This is a genomic window from Pseudonocardia nematodicida, from assembly GCF_040105385.1.
GTDB lineage: Bacteria > Actinomycetota > Actinomycetes > Mycobacteriales > Pseudonocardiaceae > Pseudonocardia > Pseudonocardia nematodicida.
Map to the genome: position 1 here is coordinate 67,005 of NZ_JBEDNQ010000015.1, position 20,711 is coordinate 87,715.

Annotated in this window: 16 protein-coding genes and 1 pseudogene; 6 read left to right on the top strand and 11 right to left on the bottom strand. The window is 73.9% G+C overall.

Going from position 1 to position 20,711, the window contains the following annotated elements; all coding sequences use genetic code 11:
- Nucleotides 1-40: 40 nt before the first annotated feature.
- A complete protein-coding gene (locus WIS52_RS29110) occupies nt 41-1,255 on the top strand; it encodes a gamma-glutamylcyclotransferase family protein (RefSeq protein ID WP_349301620.1) in 1,215 nt (404 codons plus the stop codon).
- A 1-nt stretch (nt 1,256) separates the two neighbouring features.
- Here WIS52_RS29110 and WIS52_RS29115 read toward each other — a convergent pair whose 3' ends face one another.
- Nucleotides 1,257-2,621, bottom strand: coding sequence for an MFS transporter (locus tag WIS52_RS29115; protein ID WP_349301621.1), 1,365 nt, complete (start codon nt 2,619-2,621; stop codon nt 1,257-1,259).
- A 160-nt stretch (nt 2,622-2,781) separates the two neighbouring features.
- Between WIS52_RS29115 and WIS52_RS29120 the strand changes: the two genes are divergently transcribed.
- Nucleotides 2,782-3,690 (top strand): ABC transporter ATP-binding protein, encoded by a 909-nt coding sequence (locus WIS52_RS29120; protein WP_349301622.1) that lies wholly within the window; start codon nt 2,782-2,784, stop codon nt 3,688-3,690.
- Nucleotides 3,687-4,886 carry an ABC transporter permease gene (locus tag WIS52_RS29125; protein WP_349301623.1) on the top strand — a complete coding sequence of 400 codons (1,200 nt, stop codon included), beginning with the start codon at nt 3,687-3,689 and terminating at the stop codon, nt 4,884-4,886. The genes WIS52_RS29120 and WIS52_RS29125 overlap by 4 nt, the downstream gene beginning before the upstream one ends.
- 100 nt (nt 4,887-4,986) lie before the next feature.
- Here the strand turns inward: WIS52_RS29125 and WIS52_RS29130 are convergent, their stop codons facing one another.
- The 9 genes from WIS52_RS29130 to WIS52_RS29170 form a co-directional block, all read right to left on the bottom strand.
- Complete coding sequence (locus WIS52_RS29130) at nt 4,987-6,378, bottom strand: cryptochrome/photolyase family protein (RefSeq protein WP_349301624.1); 1,392 nt, start codon at nt 6,376-6,378, stop codon at nt 4,987-4,989.
- A gap of 109 nt (nt 6,379-6,487) precedes the next feature.
- Nucleotides 6,488-7,798, bottom strand: coding sequence for a citrate synthase (locus tag WIS52_RS29135; protein ID WP_349301625.1), 1,311 nt, complete (start codon nt 7,796-7,798; stop codon nt 6,488-6,490).
- A gap of 92 nt (nt 7,799-7,890) precedes the next feature.
- Nucleotides 7,891-9,216 carry an MFS transporter gene (locus tag WIS52_RS29140; protein ID WP_379611792.1) on the bottom strand — a complete coding sequence of 442 codons (1,326 nt, stop codon included), beginning with the start codon at nt 9,214-9,216 and terminating at the stop codon, nt 7,891-7,893.
- A gap of 139 nt (nt 9,217-9,355) precedes the next feature.
- On the bottom strand, nt 9,356-10,009 hold the full coding sequence (gene pdxH, locus WIS52_RS29145) for a pyridoxamine 5'-phosphate oxidase (RefSeq protein WP_349301627.1): 654 nt from the start codon (nt 10,007-10,009) through the stop codon (nt 9,356-9,358).
- 82 nt (nt 10,010-10,091) lie between these two features.
- The gene (locus tag WIS52_RS29150) at nt 10,092-10,994 is read right to left on the bottom strand and encodes a hypothetical protein (protein ID WP_349301628.1); all 903 of its coding nucleotides are present in this window, start codon (nt 10,992-10,994) and stop codon (nt 10,092-10,094) included.
- A gap of 86 nt (nt 10,995-11,080) precedes the next feature.
- Entirely contained in the window at nt 11,081-11,845 is a 765-nt protein-coding gene (locus tag WIS52_RS29155) for a cupredoxin domain-containing protein (protein ID WP_349301629.1), read from the bottom strand.
- Between the two features lie 130 nt (nt 11,846-11,975).
- Entirely contained in the window at nt 11,976-12,608 is a 633-nt protein-coding gene (locus WIS52_RS29160; RefSeq protein ID WP_349301630.1) for a response regulator transcription factor, read from the bottom strand.
- Between the two features lie 23 nt (nt 12,609-12,631).
- The gene (locus WIS52_RS29165) at nt 12,632-14,038 is read right to left on the bottom strand and encodes a sensor histidine kinase (protein ID WP_349301631.1); all 1,407 of its coding nucleotides are present in this window, start codon (nt 14,036-14,038) and stop codon (nt 12,632-12,634) included.
- Nucleotides 14,039-14,113: 75 nt separating this feature from the next.
- Nucleotides 14,114-15,391, bottom strand: coding sequence for an MFS transporter (locus tag WIS52_RS29170; protein ID WP_349301632.1), 1,278 nt, complete (start codon nt 15,389-15,391; stop codon nt 14,114-14,116).
- 71 nt (nt 15,392-15,462) lie between these two features.
- Here WIS52_RS29170 and WIS52_RS29175 point away from each other — a divergent pair, with 71 nt between their 5' ends.
- The 3 genes and pseudogenes from WIS52_RS29175 to sepH form a co-directional block, all read left to right on the top strand.
- Entirely contained in the window at nt 15,463-16,455 is a 993-nt protein-coding gene (locus WIS52_RS29175) for a GlxA family transcriptional regulator (protein WP_349301633.1), read from the top strand.
- Between the two features lie 65 nt (nt 16,456-16,520).
- Nucleotides 16,521-17,654, top strand: a complete 1,134-nt coding sequence (gene serC / locus WIS52_RS29180; RefSeq protein WP_349301634.1) for a phosphoserine transaminase — start codon at nt 16,521-16,523, stop codon at nt 17,652-17,654.
- A gap of 325 nt (nt 17,655-17,979) precedes the next feature.
- Nucleotides 17,980-18,834 (top strand): annotated as a pseudogene (sepH, locus tag WIS52_RS31810) (septation protein SepH); the annotation flags it as partial.
- Between the two features lie 931 nt (nt 18,835-19,765).
- Here the strand turns inward: sepH and WIS52_RS29190 are convergent.
- On the bottom strand, nt 19,766-20,581 hold the full coding sequence (locus WIS52_RS29190; RefSeq protein ID WP_349301636.1) for a TrmH family RNA methyltransferase: 816 nt from the start codon (nt 20,579-20,581) through the stop codon (nt 19,766-19,768).
- Between the last annotated feature and the right edge of the window lie 130 nt (nt 20,582-20,711).

A 20,711-nucleotide genomic window follows, 5' to 3' on the forward strand; every position in this document is an offset into this window, starting at 1 on the left:
GACCCGGCGCGCACCGGCACCACCACCTAGCGTCGGTGCCGTGCCCGTCCCGTCCCCCTCCCCCGACGACCTGTTCCCCGCCGATCCCTATCCCGGCACCCGCCCGCCCTGGTCGTTCGTGCACGACGTCGTCGCACAGGTTCCGGACCCGCCGCACACGTCGCAGCATGTGCGGGGCGACCGGAACCTGTGCGGCGCCGCGCTGTCCCACCCGGTGCAAGCGGATCCGGCGGCGCCGTCGGGGTGGCGGGTCGGGGATCGGTGTCTGGACGAGTGGCTGGGCGAGCGCGGGGCCGCGCCGCTCGCGGGGCGGGTGCCGGTGCTCGCCTACGGATCGAACGCGAACCCGTCGAAGATCTCCTGGATGCGCGCGCACCGCGGGCTCACCGGCCCGGTGGTCGTACTCCGGGTCCGCACCGAGGGTCTGTCCGCGGTGTGGGCGGCGGGCCGTCGGGTGGTCGACGAGCAGCGCCCGGCCACGCTGGTCGCGGCGCCGGGCGTCGTGGAGGAGCACGCGGTCTGGCTGGCGGCGCCGGAGCAGTTCGACGCGCTCGACGCCGTCGAGGGCCGGGACGCGGATCCGCCGCGCTACCGGCTGGCCCGGGTCGCGACCGGGACCCTGTCCACGATGGACTCCGGCGCGGTGCTCGACCGGCCGTACGCCTACGTCGCCGCGGGCCCGCCGCCGGACGGCGAGCCGCGCGGGGACCGCAGGCCACTGCTCGTCGACGGTGCGCCGGTCGCCTGCTCGGCGGCCGGACAGGACGCCGCCCGCGCGCTGACCGGGGTCCCCGCCGCGGGTGACGGCCTGGATGCGGAGACGGTCGCCGGGCGACCGCATCCGGACGCGTGGCCGTCGCGGGTGTTCGTCTACGGCTCGTTGATGCCGGGCGAACGCGCATGGTGGCGGACCGCCGAGCACGCCGCGCCCGGCACCTCGCCGCACCCCGCCCGGCTCCCGGGAGCCACCGTCGCCGACACCGGGCACGGCTACCCGGCATTGACACTCGGCAGCGAGCACGGCGGGTCCGGCCGGTCCGGCGAGCGCGAGGGGTCGCAGGCCTCCGGCGTCCCCGGTCACGTCGTCGAGCTCGCCTACCCGGTCGCCGCACTGCCGGCCCTGGACCGCTACGAGGGACCGGAGTACCGGCGGATCCGGGTCACGCTGTGCGACGGCGTCGTCGCCTGGGCCTGGATGTGGATCGCCGACCGTGCCGGGCACGTCCCGCTGCCGGACGGCTGGGCCGCCCGGTGACTCAGGTTCCCGCCTTCGCGGCCTTCCGTGCCTCCTGCGCGGCGAGGCCGGGCACCTCCCGCCCGGCCAGCGACGCGCCCTTCGTCTCGATCACGAAGAACAGCGCGATCGCGCCGATCAGGCAGGCGCCCATCATGTAGTACGCCGGGAACAGGGTGTCCCCGGTCGCCTCCACCGCCGCCTCGTTGACCAGCGGCGCGGTACCGCCGAACGCGGCCGTCGCGACGTTGTAGGAGATCGCCATGCCGGCGAACCGGACGTGCGTCGGGAACATCGCCGGGAAGGTCGCCGATATCGTGCCCAGCTGCAACAGGTAGATCAGGCCGAGCACCGTGAACCCGACGATCGCCCAGGCCAGTCCCTGCGCCATCAGCATGTACATCGGGATGGCCAGGACGAAGATGCCGACCAGCGATATCGCCCAGCACGGTTTGCGCCCGATCCGGTCGGACAGCGCACCCGCGAACGGGATCAGCAGCATCATGACCGCCTGACCCACGACGGCCAGGGTGTCGGCGCTCGCCGAGTCCATCCCGATCGTGGTCTGCAGGTAGGTCGGCATGTAGGTCAGCAACGTGTAGTTGATGACGTTCAACGCGACGACCAGGCCGAACAGCGCCAGGATCGGCTGCCAGTACCGGACCAGCAGGTCCTTCAGCGCACCGGTCGCCGCGGACTCGGACTCCCCGGCCGCTTCGAGGTCCCGGAACACCGGGGTGTCCTCGAGCCTGTTCCGGATGTAGAGGCCGATCATCGCCAGCGGCAGCGCGATCATGAACGGGATCCGCCAGCCGTAGTCGAGCATGGCCTGCTCGCCGATCGCGGTCTCCAGCGCGAAGACCACCAGGACGGCCAGGGTGAACCCGGCCAGCGTGCCGAACTCGAGGAAGCTGCCCCAGAACCCGCGCTTGCGGTCGGGCGCGTACTCGGCCATGAAGGTCGCGGCGCCGCCGTACTCGCCGCCGGTGGAGAAGCCCTGGATGATGCGCAGCAGGAACAGCAATGCGGGCGCGGCCCAGCCGATCGTCTCGTAGGACGGGATGACGCCGATCAGGAACGTCGCGACACCCATCAGGATGATCGTGATCGACAGCACCCGCTGGCGGCCGATCCGGTCGCCCAGCGGCCCCCACACGAATCCGCCCAGCGGCCGCAGCACGAACGAGATCGCGAAGCCGAGCAGCGTCCCGAGATATCCCAGCTCACCCGGGAAGAATGCCTGCGTCAGCTCGGCGGTCAGATAGGCGTAGATGCCGTAGTCGAACCATTCCGTGGCATTTCCGATCGCGGACGCGGCGACCGCCCTGCGCAGCACGGACGGCTCGACCTCGTTCCGCTCCCCACCGCTCGCCGGGATCGATGTCATGCGGCACACCCCCAACGACGAAATGCAGGCATCCCGTCTCGCGACCCTATCGATACATATTTCCCTCAATACGGCGAATGAAGCTTACACGCCGAAATGATGTTCCGCTACTCGACGCAACGATCATCACCGGGGCACCGCCCGTGTAGCGTCCACGAGCGTGCTGGCGATCGACGGGCTCGCAAAACGGTTCGGCACCGCCACGGCCCTGGACGGGGTGACGTTCGACGTCCGGCCCGGTGAGCTGTTCGGGTTCGTCGGCGGCAACGGCGCGGGCAAGACGACGACGATGCGGATCGTGCTCGGCGTCCTCGAGACCGACGCGGGCACGGTGTCCTGGCGGGGCTCCCCGGTCGACGCCGCGATCCGGCGCCGGATCGGCTACATGCCCGAGGAACGCGGCCTGTACCCGAAGATGCGCGTCGCCGAGCAGCTCACCTACCTGGCCCGGCTGCACGGGATGTCCCGGCCGGACGCGGTCGACGCGGCGCTGCGCTGGACCGACCGGGTCGGAATCGCCGACCGCCGGGGTGACGAGGTGCAGAAGCTGTCGCTGGGCAACCAGCAGCGGGTGCAGCTCTGTGCCGCGCTGGTGCACGACCCGGACGTCCTGGTGCTCGACGAACCGTTCTCCGGGCTGGACCCGGCGGCCGTCGACACCATGAGCGAGGTGCTGCGCGAGCGCGCCGCCGCGGGCACCCCGGTGATCTTCTCGTCGCACCAGCTCGAACTGGTCGAGCGACTCTGCGATCGGGTCGGGATCATCTCGGCCGGCCGGATGGTCGCCGTCGGGTCGGTCGAGGAGCTGCGCGCCGGCGCCGCCCCCCGCTACGACGTGACCGGACCGCCCGCGGGCTGGGCGGACGTCGTCCCCGGGGTGACGGTGCTGGAGGCCGACGGCGACCGCACCCGCGTCGAGCTGGAGCCCGGCACCGACGACCAGAAGCTGCTGGCCGCGGCCCTGGCCGCCGGACCGGTGCGCGCGTTCGGGCCGCACCGGCCGCCGCTGACCGAGCTGTACCGGGACGCCGTCGCCGACCGGCCGGCCGGTGCGCAGGAGATCCGGTGAGCGGCCGCGGGAACAGCGCCGCCGCGACGATCGCGCTGGTCGCCCGGCGCGAGATCACCACCCAGGTCCGGTCCCGCACGTTCCTCATCGGACTGCTGCTGATGGTCGCGATCTTCGCCGGGTACGCGGCGGTGATCGCGTTCGTGGGGGCGCAGAGCTCGTCGTCGTCGCTGGTACTGGACGGCGCCGCGCGCGACCTGCGGCCCGCGCTGCAGGCCACCGCCGATCGGCAGGGCAGCACGCTGCGGCTCACCGAGGCCGGCAGCCGGGCCACCGCGGAGTCGATGGTCCGCACCGGCGAGGCCGACGCCCTGCTCGCCGGCGGGCCCGGCTCCTACCAGCTCGTCGGGCTCGAGGACGTCAACCCGGCGCTGGGGGCGCTCGTCCGCGACGTCGTCGAGCAGCAGGCGGTCGACGACGCGCTGACCGCCGCCGGCGCCGACCCCGAGCAGGTCAGCACGCTCGCCGGAGTCGGCATCACCACCCTCGAACCGGCCGACCCCGAACGCGGGCAACGCATCGCGGTCGCGTTCGCCGTGACGTTCCTGCTGTTCTTCTCGGTCACGACCTACGGCTCCGCCGTCGCCCAGGGAGTGGTCGAGGAGAAGTCCAGCCGGGTGGTCGAGCTGCTGCTCTCGACGATCAGGCCGCTGCACCTGCTGGCCGGGAAGGTCGTCGGGCTCGGTCTGGTGGGCCTGCTGCAGCTGGTGATCCTCGGCGGGCTCGGGATGCTGGTCGCGCTGGCCACCGGGATGCTCGCGGTGCCGACGGCCGTCGTCGCCGGGACGCTGGCCTCGGGGATCGTCTGGTACCTGGTCGGCTTCTTCCTCTACGCGACGCTGTACGCCTCGGCCGGTGCGCTGGTGTCCCGCCAGGAGGAGCTGCAGTCGGTGATCGGCCCGATCGCGATCCCGCTGCTGCTGCCGTTCCTGGTGGCGGTCACGATCCTGCCGACCGACCCGCGGAACGGCTTCGCCACGGTGCTGTCGTTCGTGCCGTTCTTCTCCCAGACGGTCATGCCGGCCCGGATGGCGCTCGGCGTCGCCCCGTGGTGGCAGGCGCTGGTCGCGCTGCTGATCGCCCTGGTGACGCTGGCCGGAATGGTCCTGCTGGCCGCCCGGGTCTACCGGAACTCGATCCTGCGGACCGGCTCCCGCGTTCCCTGGCGCGAAGCCCTCCGCCCGACCCGCACCTGAGCACACCTCACACCCCTTCGCGCCTCTTCACACCCGCCGCAGCAGGTGCGAAGTGAGGCCATGGGGTGTGAAGTCGGCGCGGTGTGAGGTCGACGCGGCGTCAGCTCCGGGCGGCCTTGACCCGCTCGTAGCGTTCCAGGGACTCGGCCCGCTCGGCCTTGTGGTCGACCATCGGCGCCACGTAGCCCTCGGGAACGCCGTCGGGCAGCTTCCACGGCTGGTGCACGGCCTTGCCCGCCACGTCGGCGAGCTCGGGCACCCACCGGCGCACGTAGTCGCCCTGCGGGTCGAACCGCTCCCCCTGGGTGATCGGGTTGAAGATCCGGAAGTACGGCGACGCGTCGGTCCCCGACCCGGCCGTCCACTGCCAGCCGTGCTGGTTGGACGCCAGATCGCCGTCGACCAGCAGCTGCATGAAGTGCCGCGCGCCCCACCACCACGGCACGTGCAGGTCCTTGACCAGGAACGACGCGACGATCATCCGCACCCGGTTGTGCATCCAGGCCTCGGCACGCAGCTGACGCATCCCGGCGTCGACGATCGGGAAGCCGGTCCGGCCCTGCTGCCACAGCTCGAAGTCCGCCCACGCCTCGCCGCCGGTGCGTACCGGGAGCGCGTCGAAGGCCTTGTCGTAGTTCTCCCGCGCCGAGTCCGGACGCCGGTGGAGCACGTCGGCGTAGAACTCCCGCCAGGCGATCTCGGTGCGGTACGCCGAGACCGAGTCGCCCTTGCGCTTCGCCAGGTCGGCGAGCAGCGTGCGCGGGTGCACGCAGCCGTACTTCAGGTACGGCGACATCCCGGAGGTGCCCTTCTTCGCGGGCAGGTCGCGGTCGGACTCGTAGTCCGTGACGCCCTCGTCGAGGAAGTCCGCCCAGCGGGCCCGGGCGGCCTCCTCCCCGGGTGCCGGGAGCTCGGACTCGCAGGACTCGTCGTCGGGCACCTTCACCGCCCGCGGGCCACCGTCCTTGTCGGACGGTTCGAGCCACTCCACAGTGGATGCCGACGTGTCCGCGGGCGCGCGCCAGCCGTGGTCGGCCCAGGCCCGGCTGAACGGGGTGAAGACCTTGAACGACCCGCCGCCGCCCTTCTCCACCCGGCCGGGTGCCACGGCGTAGGGCGACCCGGTACGGACGAGCTCGGCACCCTCGTCGGACAGCGCCTTCTCCACGTCCTCGTCGCGCCGGCTGCCGTAGGGCCCGTAGTCCGCGGCGACGTGCACGGTGGACGCGCCGACGGCCTTCGCGACTCGCGGGACGACGTCGGCCGGATCGCCCTTGACGATCATCAGCTTGCCGCCCAGGGCCGAGTCCAGCTCGCGCAGGCAGCCGTAGAGGAAGTTCTTCCGGGCCGCGCCGGAGGGCCCCAGCAGCGCCGGGTCGAGCACGAACAGGGCGAGCGCCCGGTCGGCGACATCCGCCGCGGCGAGGAAGGTGGGCTGGTCGGCGACGCGCAGATCGCGCCGGAACCAGACGACGGCGGTGGAGTCGGCCATGACGGTCGACGCTAGTGCCGCGCCCGGAGGCCCGCGCGGCGAACACCCGAACGACGACGCCCCGCCGGGAAACCGGCGGGGCGTCGAGGCGGGAAGGGCTGTGCGCAGATCAGCGCTGCCCCACCGGCACGTACGGACGCTCCGCCGAGCCGGTGTAGAGCTGGCGCGGGCGGCCGATCTTGTTCTGCGGGTCGCTCATCATCTCCCGCCAGTGCGCGATCCACCCCGGGAGCCGGCCGAGCGCGAACAGCACGGTGAACATCTTGGTGGGGAAGCCCATCGCCCGGTAGATGACGCCGGTGTAGAAGTCGACGTTCGGGTAGAGCTTGCGCTCGACGAAGTAGTCGTCGGCGAGCGCCTTCTCCTCCAGCGACATCGCGATGTCGAGCAGCGGGTCGGACACGCCGAGCTTCTTGAGGATCGTCTCGGCCTGCTCCTTGACGATCTTGGCGCGCGGGTCGTAGTTCTTGTAGACCCGGTGCCCGAAGCCCATGAGCTTCGCGCCCTGCTCCTTGTTCTTCACCCGCTCGACGAACGCGTCGACGTTGCCGTCCTCGACGTCGTTGATCCGGGTGAGCATCTCCAGCACGGCCTGGTTGGCGCCGCCGTGCAGCGGGCCGAACAGCGCGTTGACGCCGGCCGAGATGGAGGCGAACAGGTTGGCCTGGCTGGAGCCGACCAGCCGCACCGTCGACGTCGAGCAGTTCTGCTCGTGGTCGGCGTGCAGGATCAGCAGGGTGTCCAGCGCCCGGGCCATGTCCGGGTCGACCTCGTAGGGCTCGGCCGGGAACCCGAACGTCATGCGCAGGAAGTTCTCGACCAGGCCCAGCGAGTTGTCCGGGTACAGGAAGGGCTGCCCGACGGACTTCTTGTAGGCGTAGGCGGCGATGGTGAAGACCTTCGCCATCAGGCGCACGGTCGACAGCTCGACGGCCTTGGAGTCGAACGGGTCGAGCGCGTCCTGGTAGAAGGTCGACAGCGCGCTGACCGCGGACGACAGCACCGGCATCGGGTGCGCGTCGCGCGGGAAGCCGTCGAAGAACCCCTTGAGGTCCTCGTGCAGCAGCGTGTGCCGGCTGATGTCGTTGGTGAAGCTGTCCAGCTGCTGCTGGGACGGGAGCTCACCGTAGATGAGCAGGTAGCTGGTCTCGAGGAACGTCGAGTTCCCCGCCAGCTGGTCGATCGGGTAGCCGCGGTAGCGGAGGATGCCGGCGTCGCCGTCGATGTAGGTGATCGCGGACGAGCAGGCGGCGGTGCTGGTGAAGCCCGGATCGTAGGTGACCAGGCCGGTCTTGCCGAGCAGCTTGCTGACGTCGACGGCCTGCGACCCCTCCGTCGGGGTGTGCACCGCCGTCTCGAACTCGCCGCCGGAATAGTTCAGGACGGCGGTGTCGGAGCGGGCGGCGGTCTCGTCGGACATGTGGAGGTTCCCTCTCACAGCTGGGTTCACTTCGGGTCTCAATCGCACACGCTAGCCCGCGAGAGCGCTTCCGCAGAACGCGGCGACGATTGTCACCTCTGCGACGTTCCGCCGACCGGGGCCCGGTAGCGCCAGAACTCCGGGAACCGGGCCACCACCAGCAAGGTCCCGACGATGACCGCGAGACCGCCGAGAGTCGCGCTGAGCCCGGGACCGATCACCGACCCGGACGCCCCGTGCCACATGTCGGCCAGCCGCGGACCGCCCGCCACGACGACGATGAACACGCCCTGCATCCGCCCGCGCATCTCGTCGGTGGCGACGGTCTGCAGCATCGAGGACCGGTAGACCGAGCTGACCAGGTCGCCGGCCCCGGCGACGGCGAGCGCGAGCACCGCCAGGAACAGCGAGCCGGTGAGCCCGAACACGACGATGCCGCCGCCCCACACGCAGATCGCGATCACCACGGCCACGCCCTGGCGTCGCACCCGTTGCAGCCAGCCGGACAGGATGCCGCCGGCGACCATGCCCAGCGGGATCGCCGCGAACAGCAGGCCGAGCGCGAACCCGCCGCCGGGCGGGTCGCCGAAGGTCCGCTCGGCCATCTCCGGGAACAGCACCCGGGGCATCCCGAAACCCATCGCGACGATGTCGACCAGGAACGACACCAGCAGCACCCGGTGCATCCCGACGTAGCGGAACCCGTCGACGACGGCGCGCAGCCCGACCTGCCGCCGGCCGGCCTCGGCGGAGCTGGGCAGCGACGGGAGCCGCCAGGTCGCCCACAGCGTCGCGAGCAGGGCGATCGCGTCCAGCAGGTACAGCGTGGGCAGCCCGATGATCGGGATCAGCACGCCGGCCATCAGTGGCCCGAGCACCGCACCGACCTGCACGACGGTCATGTTCAGCGCGTTGGCCGCGGGCAGCTGCTCGGCCGGGAGCAGCCTCGGGATGACCGCGCTGCGGGTCGGCTGGTTCATCGCGAGCATCCCCGACTGCACGGCGAACAACGTGAGGATCACCCACACGTTCTCGATCCCGCCGGCCGAGACGACCCACAGCGCCAGCGAGGTCAGCGCGATCCCCGAGCCGGTGAACAGCAGCATCACCCGGCGGTCGACGGCGTCCGCGATGGCGCCGCCCCACAGCCCGAACACCACCAGCGGGACCAGCCCGAACAGCCCGGTCAGGCCGACGTAGGCCGACGACCCGGTCAGGTTGTAGATCTGGGTCGGCACCGCCACCACCGACATCTGGGCGCCGATGACCGTGACGATCCCGGCCACCCACAGCCGCCGGTAGGCCGGGGTACGCAGCGGCGTGGTGTCGGCGAAGACGGAGCGGACCGCGCCGGTCAGCCGGGCGGTAACCCCGTCCCGGGTCCGGGCCGTCGGCGCGTCCGCGGAGCTCTCGTTCATCACCGGCCGGGTCGGGGACTCCCGGTCGGGGCCGGGTACCGGCTGCGTCGGCCCCTCCTCCGGGTCGTTCGGCTTGCTCACGACCCCAGGTCTACACCGCGGAACGGTCGCCGCGCCTCCGGGTTCCCCCGGCGTCGTCCTAGGGGGCCAGCCGGCGGACCGACCAGGTGTCGTCGCGCCCGATGTCGAACCGCAGCCGGTCGTGCATCCGGTCCGCCCGGCCCTGCCAGAACTCGACCTGCCACGGCACGATCCGCCAGCCGCCCCAGTGCGGCGGCCGCGGGATCGTGTCGGTGTCGGCGAACCGCCTGGTCACCCCGGTCAGCGCGTCGTCGAGCACGATCCGCCGGGCGACCACGGTGGACTGCGCCGACGCCCACGCACCCAGCTGGGACCCGCGGGGCCGCAGCGACCAGTAGGCGTCGGACTGGGCTTCCGAGCAGCGCTCGACGCGACCGGTGAGCTGGACCTGACGGTGCAGGCCGTACCAGGGGAAGGTGACCGCGGCGACCCGGGTGCGCCGCAGGTCGTGGCTCTTCGTCGAGGTGTAGTTGGTGTAGAAGACGACCCCGCCGGAGTCCAGGCCCTTGCAGAGCACGGTGCGCGACGACGGCACGCCGTCCGGATCGGCGGTCGCGAGCACCATCGCGTTCGGCTCGGCGAGCCCGGCGTCGCGGGCGTCCTCCAGCCAGGCCGCGAGCTGCTCGGACCAGGTCGGGGCGAGATCGTCGACGTCGAACGGCCGTCCCTCGTAGTCGGTCCGCATCTCCGCCAGTACCGGCCCGTCCGTCATGTGTGGTCCCTTCCCCCGTGTGGCGCAGCGACCCCGACCGTAAGGGGCGCCCGGTCGCCTGCGCACCCGCCGATCGGGGCCCTCAGAACCCCGGCGTCGCGCCCCGGCGGAGCCGCTGGTCGTGGTGCAGCAGTCCGACGGCGCCGATCGAGAACCCGTACGCGGCGGCGAGGACCGCCAGCAGGAGCAGCCCGGCGACGGCGGCGACCGCGATCGCCGCGCCGGCCGACCCGGCGACGGCCGCACCGATCCCGAGCAGTACCGCCGGGACCACCACCACCAGCGAGGCGGCGGCCACCGACAGCGCGACGAGGATCTGGACGCCGAGGCACCGCCACCAGGATCCGCGGACCAGTTCCACCGACCGCCACAGCGCGTCGCGCCAGGGCAGGCCCTCGACGGCGGCGGCCGCGGGCGCGAGTGCGAGCAGCACCGAGACGTAGACCATCGCGGCGTAGACGGCGAGCGTCACCAGCAGCGCCACGAACACGCGCACCCCGCCGGAGAGCCACAGCGGAGCGATCGCCGAGAAGATCAGCAGCGGGACGAACCCGATCATCGACACCACGATCTGCACCACGTACAGCGCTCCGAACCGCGGCCGGGCGACCGCCCATGCCTCGGCGAGGCGTATCCCCCGCCGTCCCTGGACCACCGGCAGCAGCGTCCCGAGCACGGTCGCGGTCACCGGCGGGAGGACGGCGAGGGCGACCACCATCGCCAGCAGCGTCTCGGGCAGCGTCCCGGCCAGCGGGTCCGCCGGCGCGGTCGCCGGCGGCGGGAATCCCCTGCCGAGGACGACCAGCACCTGGGGCAGCACGAACGCCAGCGCGGCCGCGAGCCCCAGGGGCAGCACCACGCCCGGGTTCGCCCGGACGAACCGCACACCACCGCTGACGATCTCCCCGGCGCCCAGCGGCCGCGCCGGCACGATCCCCTGCTGCGGTTCCGGCGGTGTCCCCCACCCGGGCTCGTTCGTACTCATCGCGTTCCCCTGTTCCGATCACCCCGTGGACGCCACAGTGGACACCACCCGGTGGGGTCCGGCAACGCGGAACCGGACGCACCCGCTCACCCGACGACGAGCGTCCCCTCGACCAGGAAGGTGTCGTCGAGGAACCGGTAACTGCCGGCGGGCGCGTCGAAGGTGACCCGGGCCGTGCTGCCGGGCGCGACGCGTTCGGCCACGCCGAGGTCGGGGACCAGGAAGGTGAGCCCGACCAGCGGATCGGTGTTGGTGACCGCGACGGTCACCGTTCCGGGCCCGGCGGTGAGCCGGTCGGGTGCGAACGTCCGGCCCGCCTGGTCGGTGAGCAGGCCCCAGCCGTCCCGCTCGCGGGCGACCTGCAGGTCCCCGGGCCGGGCGGGGTCGTCGGCGATGGTCAGGAACAGCACCGCGGCCGCCGCCGTCGCCACTCCCAGGACGGCGACGACGGCCCGGCGCAGCACCGCCGGACCCCGGCCGTCCGGGGAACGCACGACGGCCACCGCGACCGGGATCGCCAGCAGCGAGCCGATCCAGGTCGCGAGGCAGGTCAGGAACGAGACCGGGTCCGCCTCCGGGGTCATGACGGCCATGAGGAACAGTCCGGCGTGGACGTTGTTGAGCAGCGAGAACACGCCGATGACGACGGCGCCGGCCCGGACCCGGCGACGCCCGCCGCGCAGCAACAGCAGTCCGGTCACCATTGCCAGGTCGACCAGGACCAGCGAGGGGAAGCCGACGAAGCGGCCCGCGGCTTGCAGCAGCACCGTGCCGGCCAGGGTCAGCCAGGCGCAGAACGCGAGCAGCCGTGGCCAGGGCACGCCGGTCGTGGTGCGGGTGGTGGTCTCCATCGGAAGGTCTCCGTCCGTGCGGGTGCGGTGTGGACCCGCCGGACTCCACCCGGGGAGCCGTCCCGGCCGCATCGGACCGCGGTCCCCGCCCCGCCGGGACAGGTGCCGGGACGGTCACCGGGGACCCGGATCAGCCCGGCCGGTCGCGCCCCAGACCGGCGTCGCGGGCCCGGGCACCGGCCTGGGCCCGGTCGGCGACCTGCAGCTTCGCGAGCACGCTCGACACGTGGTTCCGGACGGTCTTGGGGCTCAGCGCGAGCCGGTGGGCGATCACCGCGTTCCCGGCGCCGTCCGCGAGCAGGGCGAGCACCTCGCGCTCCCGGCCGGACAGCTCGGGGAACGGGCGCACCGACGCCGCGGCGGCACCGGCGAAGAACGCCGAGATGCGGCCGGCGACACCGGCGCCGAAGAACCCCTGCCCGGCGGCCGCGGCCCGCACCGCGGTGAGGATCTCCTCCGGCGGTGCCTCCTTCAGCAGGTAGCCACGGGCACCCGAGCGCAGCGCCGCGAACACGCTGTCGTCGGTGCCGCTCATGCTCAGCACGACCACGGCGCTCCGGCTCCCGGCCGACACCAGCCGGCGGGTGGCCTCGAGGCCGCCGATCCCGGGCATCGTGAGGTCCATCAGCACGACGTCCGGATCCGCCGACGCCACCAGCTCCAGGGCCTGCTCGCCGGACTCGCCCTCCCCCACCACCTCGACCCCCGCGCCCGCGGCCAGGACCGCCCGGACCCCCATCCGGAACGTCGGGTGATCGTCCACCACGACCACGGTGACCCCGGTCATCACACGACCGGCAGCGTCGCGCGGACGAGGGTGCCCCCGGCGGCCCCCGGGCCGATCCGCAGGGTGCCGCCGAGCTCCTCGGCCCGCCTGCGCATGCTCGGCAGCCCGACCCCGGGCACCGGGTCCGCCGCGATCCCGCCGCCGTCGTCCTCCACCTCGACGACGAGCGTCCGCGGGTCCGCCGACAACCGGACCACGCAGGTCCGGGCCCCCGCGTGCCGGGCCGCGTTCGTGAGCGCCTCGGTCGCGATCCGGTAGGCGGCCACCTCGACGGCGGGCGGCAGGGCGTCCGGGACGTCCGCCACCACCTCGCAGTCCAGATCACCGGCCGAGAACGTCCCGGCGCGGTCGCGCAGGGCGCCGACCAGACCGGCCGCGTCGAGACCGGCGGGGCGCAGGTCGTCCACCACCCGGCGGATCTCGGCGACGGCACCGCGCAGCCGCGTCTCGAGGTCCCGCAGCACCGGCTCGTCACCGGTCGAGGCGAACGCACCGAGCTGCAGCGCGATCCCGGCGAGCTCGGGGCCGACGCCGTCGTGCAGGTCCCGGTGCAGCCGCAGCCGCTCCGCCTCGCGGGCCGTGGCCAGCAGCTCCCGTTCCCGGCGCAGGCCGGCGGTGACCCCGCGCAGGTGTACCGCGAGCGCCACGCTCGCCAGCAACGCCGTCGCCCCGACCGCGACCAGGAGGTCCGCCAGCGGCTGCTCGGTGACCGGCGACAGGTGCGCGGCGACGAAGGCGGCCTCACCGACCGCGAGCATCCCGAGCTGCCACCGGTCGTCGCCGTCGGCCCGGCGCCGGCGGACGAACGCCAGCACCGCCGCCGCGGGGACCAGCACGACGGCGGTCAGCCCGATCACCACCCCGGACGCCGGCCCGAGCCAGGGCGCCCGCGCGATCCCGAGCGGGTTCGGCACCGCGGCGAACGCCCCGGCCGGCCCGGGCGCGAACGCGCAGAGCAGCGCGATCAGCACCAGCACCCCGGCGACGGGTCCGGCCAGCCGGGCGAGCCGGGCGTCGGCCCGGAAGACCACCGGGAGCATCAGGACGGGCAGGAAGTACGGCACCCAGGTCCAGGTGGCGAGCCAGGCCGCCGCCGTCGCACCGGGCGCGCCACCCACCTCGGCCGCCCACACGGCGTAGGCCCCGCCCGCCGCACCGACCGCGATCGGCGCGGTGCCGAGCAGCACGAGCCCGGTCCTGCGGTCGCGGGCCACCAGGGCCGCGCCGACGGTGGGGCCCAGGACCGCGAGCCAGAGGTCGGCCAGGTGCAGGTCGGTCGTGTCCCGCAGACCGCCCTCGGTCCGGGCGTGCAGGACGAGGGCGACCACACTCAGGGCGAGCGAGCACACCGCGACCGGCCAGGCGATCACGGAGACGGGGACGGCGCGCGGGCGGAGCCGGAGCACCGGGTGAGGATCCCAGCCGCGGTGTCCCGGTGACCAGGGACGCGATGCCCGGCGGGCCCGGGACGCCGGACCGGGTCACCCGGCCGGGACGAGCCGTTGCCGGCGGATCGCCAGCGACAGCCCGGCCGCGACCAGGCAGAGCACCGCGCCGCCGTACCAGGCGGCGTCGTAGCTGCCGAGCGCGTCGCGGACGACGCCGGCGGTCAGCGCCGCGAAGGCCGCACCGATCTGGTGCGAGGCGAAGATCCACCCGAACACCACGGCCGAGCGGTCCCCGAACGCCTCCCGGGCCAGCGCCATCGTCGGCGGGACGGTCGCCACCCAGTCCAGGCCGTAGAACACGACGAACGCGAGCATGCTGGCGTTCAGGTCGGTGCCGAACAGCGGCGGCAGCGCGAACAGCGACACCCCGCGCAGCGCGTAGTACGCCCCGAGCAGCAGCCGCGGGTCGACCCGGTCGGTCAGCCAGCCGGAACAGATCGTCCCGACCAGGTCGAACACCCCGACGACGGCGAGCAGCGAGGCCGCCGTCGTCGCGGGCATGCCGTGGTCGTGCGCGGCCGGGACGAAGTGCGACTGGACCAGGCCCGCGGTCGTCGCGCCGCAGATGAAGAAGCCGCTGGTGAGCAGCCAGAACGTCCGGTTCCGCGTCGCCCCGGCGAGTGCCTGCAGTGCGAGCCGCGCCGCGCCGGTCCGCCGGGGCGCTACGACATCGGACCCGGTCCCGCCGTAGGGCAGCGCGCCGACGTCGGCCGGGCGGTCCGGCAGGAACAGCACCACCACCGGTACGACGACGAGTGCGGCGCCCGCCGTGACCAGCGCCGCCGGCCGCCACCCGCCCGTCTCGACGATCGCGGCGACCGCCGGCAGGAACACCAGCTGGCCGGTCGCGGTGGCCGCGGTGAGGATCCCGGACACCAGCCCGCGGCGCGCCACGAACCACCGGTTCACCACGGTCGCGACCAGGGCCAGCGCCATCGATCCGGTGCCGAGCCCGACGACCACGCCCCACAGCAGGACGAGCTGCCACACCTGCGTCATGAACACCGTGCTGCCGGCACCGACGGCCACCAGCACCAGCGCGCAGACCACCACCCGCCGCACGCCGAACCGTTCCATCAGGGCGGCCGCGAACGGGGCCGTCATGCCGAACAGCGCGAGGTTGACCGCCAGCGCGAACGAGATCGCCCCGATCGACCAGCCGAACTCGGTGTGCAGCGGCTCGACCATCACGCCCGGCGTCGAGCGGAACCCCGCGGCGCCGAGCAGCGCGAGGAACGTCGCCACCGCGGCCCACCATGCCGGGTGCCCCCGGCGTTCCCGTCCCGCCGAGCGCAGGGGAGCGTGCGTCATGGCAGGAATCGTGCGGCACCGGTGCGTCGCGAACCAGTGGCCGAACGGCCGATATGTGAAAGAATCCGGCCATGGCACCGCACCGGGTCGGGGTACTCGCCCTCGACGGGGTGATCGCGTTCGAGCTCGCGATCCCGGAACGGATCCTCGGCACCACGACGGGTCCCGACGGCACCCCGCTCTACGACGTGCGGATCGCCTCGGTCGACGCCCGCCCGGTCCGTACGAGCGCCGGCTACCGGCTGCTGCCCGACCACGGACCCGACGTGCTGGAGGACGCGGAGACGCTCGTCGTCCCCGCGCTCGCCACCCGTACCACCCCGGCGCCGGGCGGGGCCGCGCCGGCCGACGACCCGGGCGAGCGGGTCCTCGACGTCGTCCGCCGGGCGGCAGGGCGCGGCGCGCGGATCGTGGCGATCTGCACCGGCACCTACACGCTCGCGGCGGCCGGGCTGCTCGACGGCCGCCCGGCCACCACGCACTGGGCGCACGCGCGGCGGTTCCGCCGGATGTACCCCACGGTCCGGCTCGATCCGGACGTCCTGTTCGTCGACGACGGCGACGTGCTCACCTCGGCCGGCGTCGCCGCCGGGATCGATCTCTGCCTGCACCTGGTGCGGCGCGACCACGGCGCCGACATCGCCGCGGCGACCGCCCGGCGCAACGTCGTCGCACCGTGGCGGGAGGGTGGGCAGGCCCAGTTCGTCGAGACCCGGGTGCCCACCGCCACCGGCACCGCGACGGCGGCCGTGCGCGAGTGGGCCGTGGCGCACCTGGACCGGCCGCTCGGCGTCGAGGAGCTCGCGGCCCGGGCGTCGACCAGCGTGCGGACCTTCACCCGCCGCTTCCGTGCCGAGACCGGTGAGAGCCCCGGCCGCTGGGTCGCCGCACGCCGCCTCGACCTGGTGCGCCGGCTGCTCGAGACCACCGATCTCCCGGTCGAGCAGGTCGCCGCGCGCTCCGGGTTCGGCACGACGGCGGCGCTGCGCCAGCGGCTGCACGCCGAGATCGGCATGGCACCGCTGGCGTACCGGCGTTCGCACCGGGCCCCGGCGACCGGCTGAAGACGGGTGTGGCGCGGCGCACCCACCGGTCCTGCACGGGCGTGTGGTGCTGCGACACTGGAGGTGTGACCTCTCCTGCCGATCTGAAGATCCCCGCCGACCTGCTGCCGTCGGACGGTCGTTTCGGGTGCGGGCCGTCGAAGGTCCCGTCCGGCGCGCTCGCCGCGCTGGCCGCGACCGGCGACTCGCTGATGGGCACCTCGCACCGGCAGAAGCCGGTGAAGAACCTGGTGGGACGCGTGCGGGCCGGCCTGTCCGAGCTGTTCTCGCTGCCCGAGGGCTACCAGGTCGTCCTGGGCAACGGCGGGTCCACCGCCTTCTGGGACGCCGCCGCGTTCGGCCTGGTCCGCGAGCGCTCGCTGCACCTGACCTACGGCGAGTTCTCCCAGAAGTTCGCCGACACCACCGCGGGCGCCCCGTTCCTCGGTGACCCGGTCGTGGTCTCCGCCGAGCCGGGCAGCGCGCCGGAGCCGGTGAGCGACCCGTCGGTCGACGTGATCGCGTGGGCGCACAACGAGACCTCCACCGGCGTCGCGGTGCCGGTGGTCCGGCCCGCGGACGCGACCGACGACCAGCTCGTCCTGATCGACGCGACCTCCGGCGCCGGCGGGCTGCCGGTCGACGTGTCGCAGTCCGACGTCTACTACTTCGCCCCGCAGAAGGGCTTCGCCTCCGACGGCGGGCTGTTCCTCGCGCTGATGAGCCCGCGCGCGCTGGAGCGGGTCGCCGAGCTGGCCGCGTCGGACCGCTGGATCCCGCCGTTCCTGTCGCTGGCGACCGCCGTCGACAACTCGGGCAAGGACCAGACCTACAACACCCCCGCGGTCGCCACGCTGTTCCTGCTGGCCGAGCAGATCGACCACATGCAGTCCCTCGGCGGGCTCGACGGCTGCGTCGCGCGCACCGCCGAGTCGTCGGGCCGGCTCTACTCCTGGGCCGAGGCGAGCACGTTCGCCACCCCGTTCGTGCGCGACCCGGCGCACCGCAGCCAGGTGGTCGGCACGATCGACTTCGACGACGCCGTGGACGCGGCCGCCGTCGCGAAGGTGCTGCGGGCCAACGGCGTGGTCGACACCGAGCCGTACCGCAAGCTCGGGCGGAACCAGCTGCGGGTCGGGATGTTCCCGGCCGTCGAGCCGGACGACGTGTCGGCGCTGACCTCGTGTGTCGACTGGGTCGTGGAGCAGCTGGGTTCCTGAGCGCCGATCCGCACTCCGACGGCCGGGTTCCCGCACTGCGGGGCCCGGCCGTCGCGCGTTCCCGCCCCCGCGTGATGCGTGGTGGCACCGTCATGTTGCACGATCGGTAGCGACTCGTTGTAGTCACAGGAGTCCCATCTGCCCCATGTGCATCTCAGTTCACATCCTGTGGGATCCTGCACACGGTGAGTGAGACCACGTCGCGGGTCGCTCTGCCAGGTGGGTGGCACCGACCAGCCGGAACTCCTCCGGCGCGCCTCACCCGGGGCGGAGCCGCGGCCAACTACCGTCACCCGGACGGGGACGACAGCGGGAGGGCTGATCGATGCGCGCGTTGCGGGTCGTGGGGGTGACCGGGGACGGCTCGGTCATCCTCGAGGACCCGGGGCGTCGCGAGCGCTACACCGTGCCGGCCGATGAGCAACTGCGCGCCGCGGCACGCGGCGACGTGACCCGGCTCGGCCAGATCGCGATCGAGTTGGAGAGCCAGTTGCGCCCACGCGAGATCCAGGCACGCATCCGGGGCGGCGCATCGGTGGACGAGGTCGCGGCCGCGGCCGGTGTACCGACGCAGAAGATCGAGCGCTTCGCCTACCCGGTCCTGCTCGAACGCACCCGCACCGCCGAGCTCGCGCAGGGCGCACACCCCCAGCGCGCGGACGGGCCCGACACGCGCACCCTCGGCGAGACCGTCGCGCACACCTTCGGCCTCCGCGGCCAGGACCACACCGGCGCGGGCTGGGACTCGTGGCGCGGCGAGGACGGCCGGTGGGTCGTCGTGCTCACCTGGCAGACCGGACGCTCCGACAACGCCGCGCACTGGGCGTTCCAGCCCGGCGCGCACGGCGGCACCGTCGTCCCCCTCGACGAGAACGCCTCGGACCTGGTCGAGGGGCTGCCCGCGCGGCCGCTGCGACCGCTCGGTGCCGTCGTCGACATGGCCCGGGACGACGACCAGACCCCCACGCACTCCGGCCCGAGCACCGAGGCGCCGGCCCGCGCGGTCGCCGGCGGGCAGGCGGCCCTGCCCGCGGACTCCTGGGCCGGGCGCGGCATCGCCCCCGAGCAGCGGCGCGCCAGCCCGCCCGCGGTGCGACACCGGGTGGAGGCCCCCACCCGCAGCATGCCGAGCCGCACCGAGGAGACCCGCGCCCCGGCCGCCGCGGCTCCGGCCGTCCCGCGCACCGGGCCCGCGGCGCGGGAGGGGAACGACGAGCAGGCCGCCGACGTGACCACCGGGCCCGCGGCACACGGGAAGCCGGCGTCCGGCTCCGCGACCGACGAGACGCCCGACGCCGGGGCGACGGCCGGTACGGCCGCTCCGGCTCCCACGTCCGCCGACGCCCGGACCGCCGCGGACCGACCGTCCGTGGACGGTTCCGCGGAACGCGACGACGCCACGGCGACGCCCGAGCCGACCCCCTCGGCCGGGCCGGCCGCGGACCGTTCCGCGGAACGCGGCGACGCCACGGCGGACGCTCCGGCGACGCCCGATCCGGCCCCGGCGGCCGGCAGCGGCGACCCCGCCGCGGCGGTGGTTCCGGCCGCGGAGAGCACACCGGACGCAACGCCCCGGGAGACGCCTCCGGAGGTCGGGTCCGGCGTGACCGGCTCCGGCTCGGCTGCGTCGGAGTCGACCGAGTCGGTTCCCGCCGCACCGGAGCCCGCCGCACCGAACCTCGCATCGGCGAACCCCACGCCACCGGAACCGGCAGCCCCGGACGCCGTCGCCGCGAGTTCGGAGGTGCCGCCCCCGGCCACAGCGAACACGGCCGCCTCGGACCCGGCCACACCGGACCCGACACCGGCGTCCATCGACGAGGACTCCACCCCGGACGACACGACCGCCGACACGCCCCCGGCAGCGACCGGCTCGGAGTCTCCGGACCCCGGTCCCGCGAGCACGCCGGATTCCGCCGGCACCGGGACCGAGGAGCCGGCACCCAGGCCCCGCAGCACGGCGTCCCGCCGGACCAAGAAGGGCAAGCCGGTCATGCCGTCCTGGGACGAGGTCCTGCTCGGGGTGCGCGGCCAGCGCTGATCGCGGCGAAGATCCTTCTCCGTGGAACCCGGGTAGCGGTGCGCCGCGGGCCGGCGTCCACAGAGAAGGATCATGCTCGGCCGCCGCCGGTCACGGCGTGGAACGCCACTGCCGCCGCGGTCGCGACGTTGAGCGAGTCCACCCCGCTCGCCATCGGGATCCGGACCCGCCGGTCCGCCGCGGCCAGCGCCTCGTCGGACAGCCCGGGGCCCTCCGCGCCCAGCAGCAACGCCACCCGCTCCCCCGCCAGGCCCGCCGCGGCCAGCGGCTCGGCACGCGCGTCCGGGGTCAGCGCGGCCACGGTGAACCCGGCCCGCCGGACCACGTCCAGCGCGTCCGGCCAGGCGCCCTCGAGCCCGGTGAAGGGCACCCGCAGCACGTGTCCCATCGACACCCGCACGCTGCGCCGGTACAGCGGGTCCGAGCAGCCCGGGCCGAGCAGGATCCCGTCGACCCCGAGCGCCGCCGCGTTGCGGAACAGCGCGCCGAGGTTCTCGTGGTCGCCGACGCCCTCGCAGACCGCGACCGTCCGGGCCCCCGCGAGCAGCGCCTCCGGGTCCGGCGGGGCCGCGCGGTCGGCCACCGCGAGCACGCCCCGGTTCAGGTGGAAGCCGACCGCCCGGGCCATCGTGTCGGCGTCGGTGGAGTAGGCCGGGACCTCCACCCCGTCGAGGTCCGCGGCGAGCTCGTCGAGCCGTCGGGGCACCCCCAGCAGCGAGCGCACCGGGTACGGGGAGTCCAGCAGCCGCCGCACGACGACGACACCCTCCGCGATCACCAGACCCCGCCCACCGGGCCGGTCCGGACGCCGATCGGCGGTCGTGAGGTCCCGGTAGTCGTCGATACGGGGGTCGTCCGGGTGCTCGACCGTAGTGAGTATGGCCACGACGGCCGATCGTCCCACGTCACTGACCGCTCATCGCGTACGGTCGCCCGGTCAGCCGGTACCGCCCGGTCCGGCGATATGACACCGTGTAGAGCCGCCTTCCTCGATTCGGAGATCCCCCGGACGAGTG

What these genes read in the sequence shown, in the direction of transcription:
- WIS52_RS29155 (WP_349301629.1), bottom strand. Translation starts at nt 11,845, where the DNA reads ATGGAGACCACCACCCGCACCACGACCGGCGTGCCCTGGCCACGGCTG.
- WIS52_RS29175 (WP_349301633.1), top strand. Translation starts at nt 15,463, where the DNA reads ATGGCACCGCACCGGGTCGGGGTACTCGCCCTCGACGGGGTGATCGCG.
- WIS52_RS29140 (WP_379611792.1), bottom strand. Translation starts at nt 9,216, where the DNA reads ATGAACGAGAGCTCCGCGGACGCGCCGACGGCCCGGACCCGGGACGGG.
- WIS52_RS29115 (WP_349301621.1), bottom strand. Translation starts at nt 2,621, where the DNA reads ATGACATCGATCCCGGCGAGCGGTGGGGAGCGGAACGAGGTCGAGCCG.
- pdxH (WP_349301627.1), bottom strand. Translation starts at nt 10,009, where the DNA reads ATGACGGACGGGCCGGTACTGGCGGAGATGCGGACCGACTACGAGGGA.
- WIS52_RS29170 (WP_349301632.1), bottom strand. Translation starts at nt 15,391, where the DNA reads ATGACGCACGCTCCCCTGCGCTCGGCGGGACGGGAACGCCGGGGGCAC.
- WIS52_RS29135 (WP_349301625.1), bottom strand. Translation starts at nt 7,798, where the DNA reads ATGTCCGACGAGACCGCCGCCCGCTCCGACACCGCCGTCCTGAACTAT.
- WIS52_RS29150 (WP_349301628.1), bottom strand. Translation starts at nt 10,994, where the DNA reads ATGAGTACGAACGAGCCCGGGTGGGGGACACCGCCGGAACCGCAGCAG.
- WIS52_RS29130 (WP_349301624.1), bottom strand. Translation starts at nt 6,378, where the DNA reads ATGGCCGACTCCACCGCCGTCGTCTGGTTCCGGCGCGATCTGCGCGTC.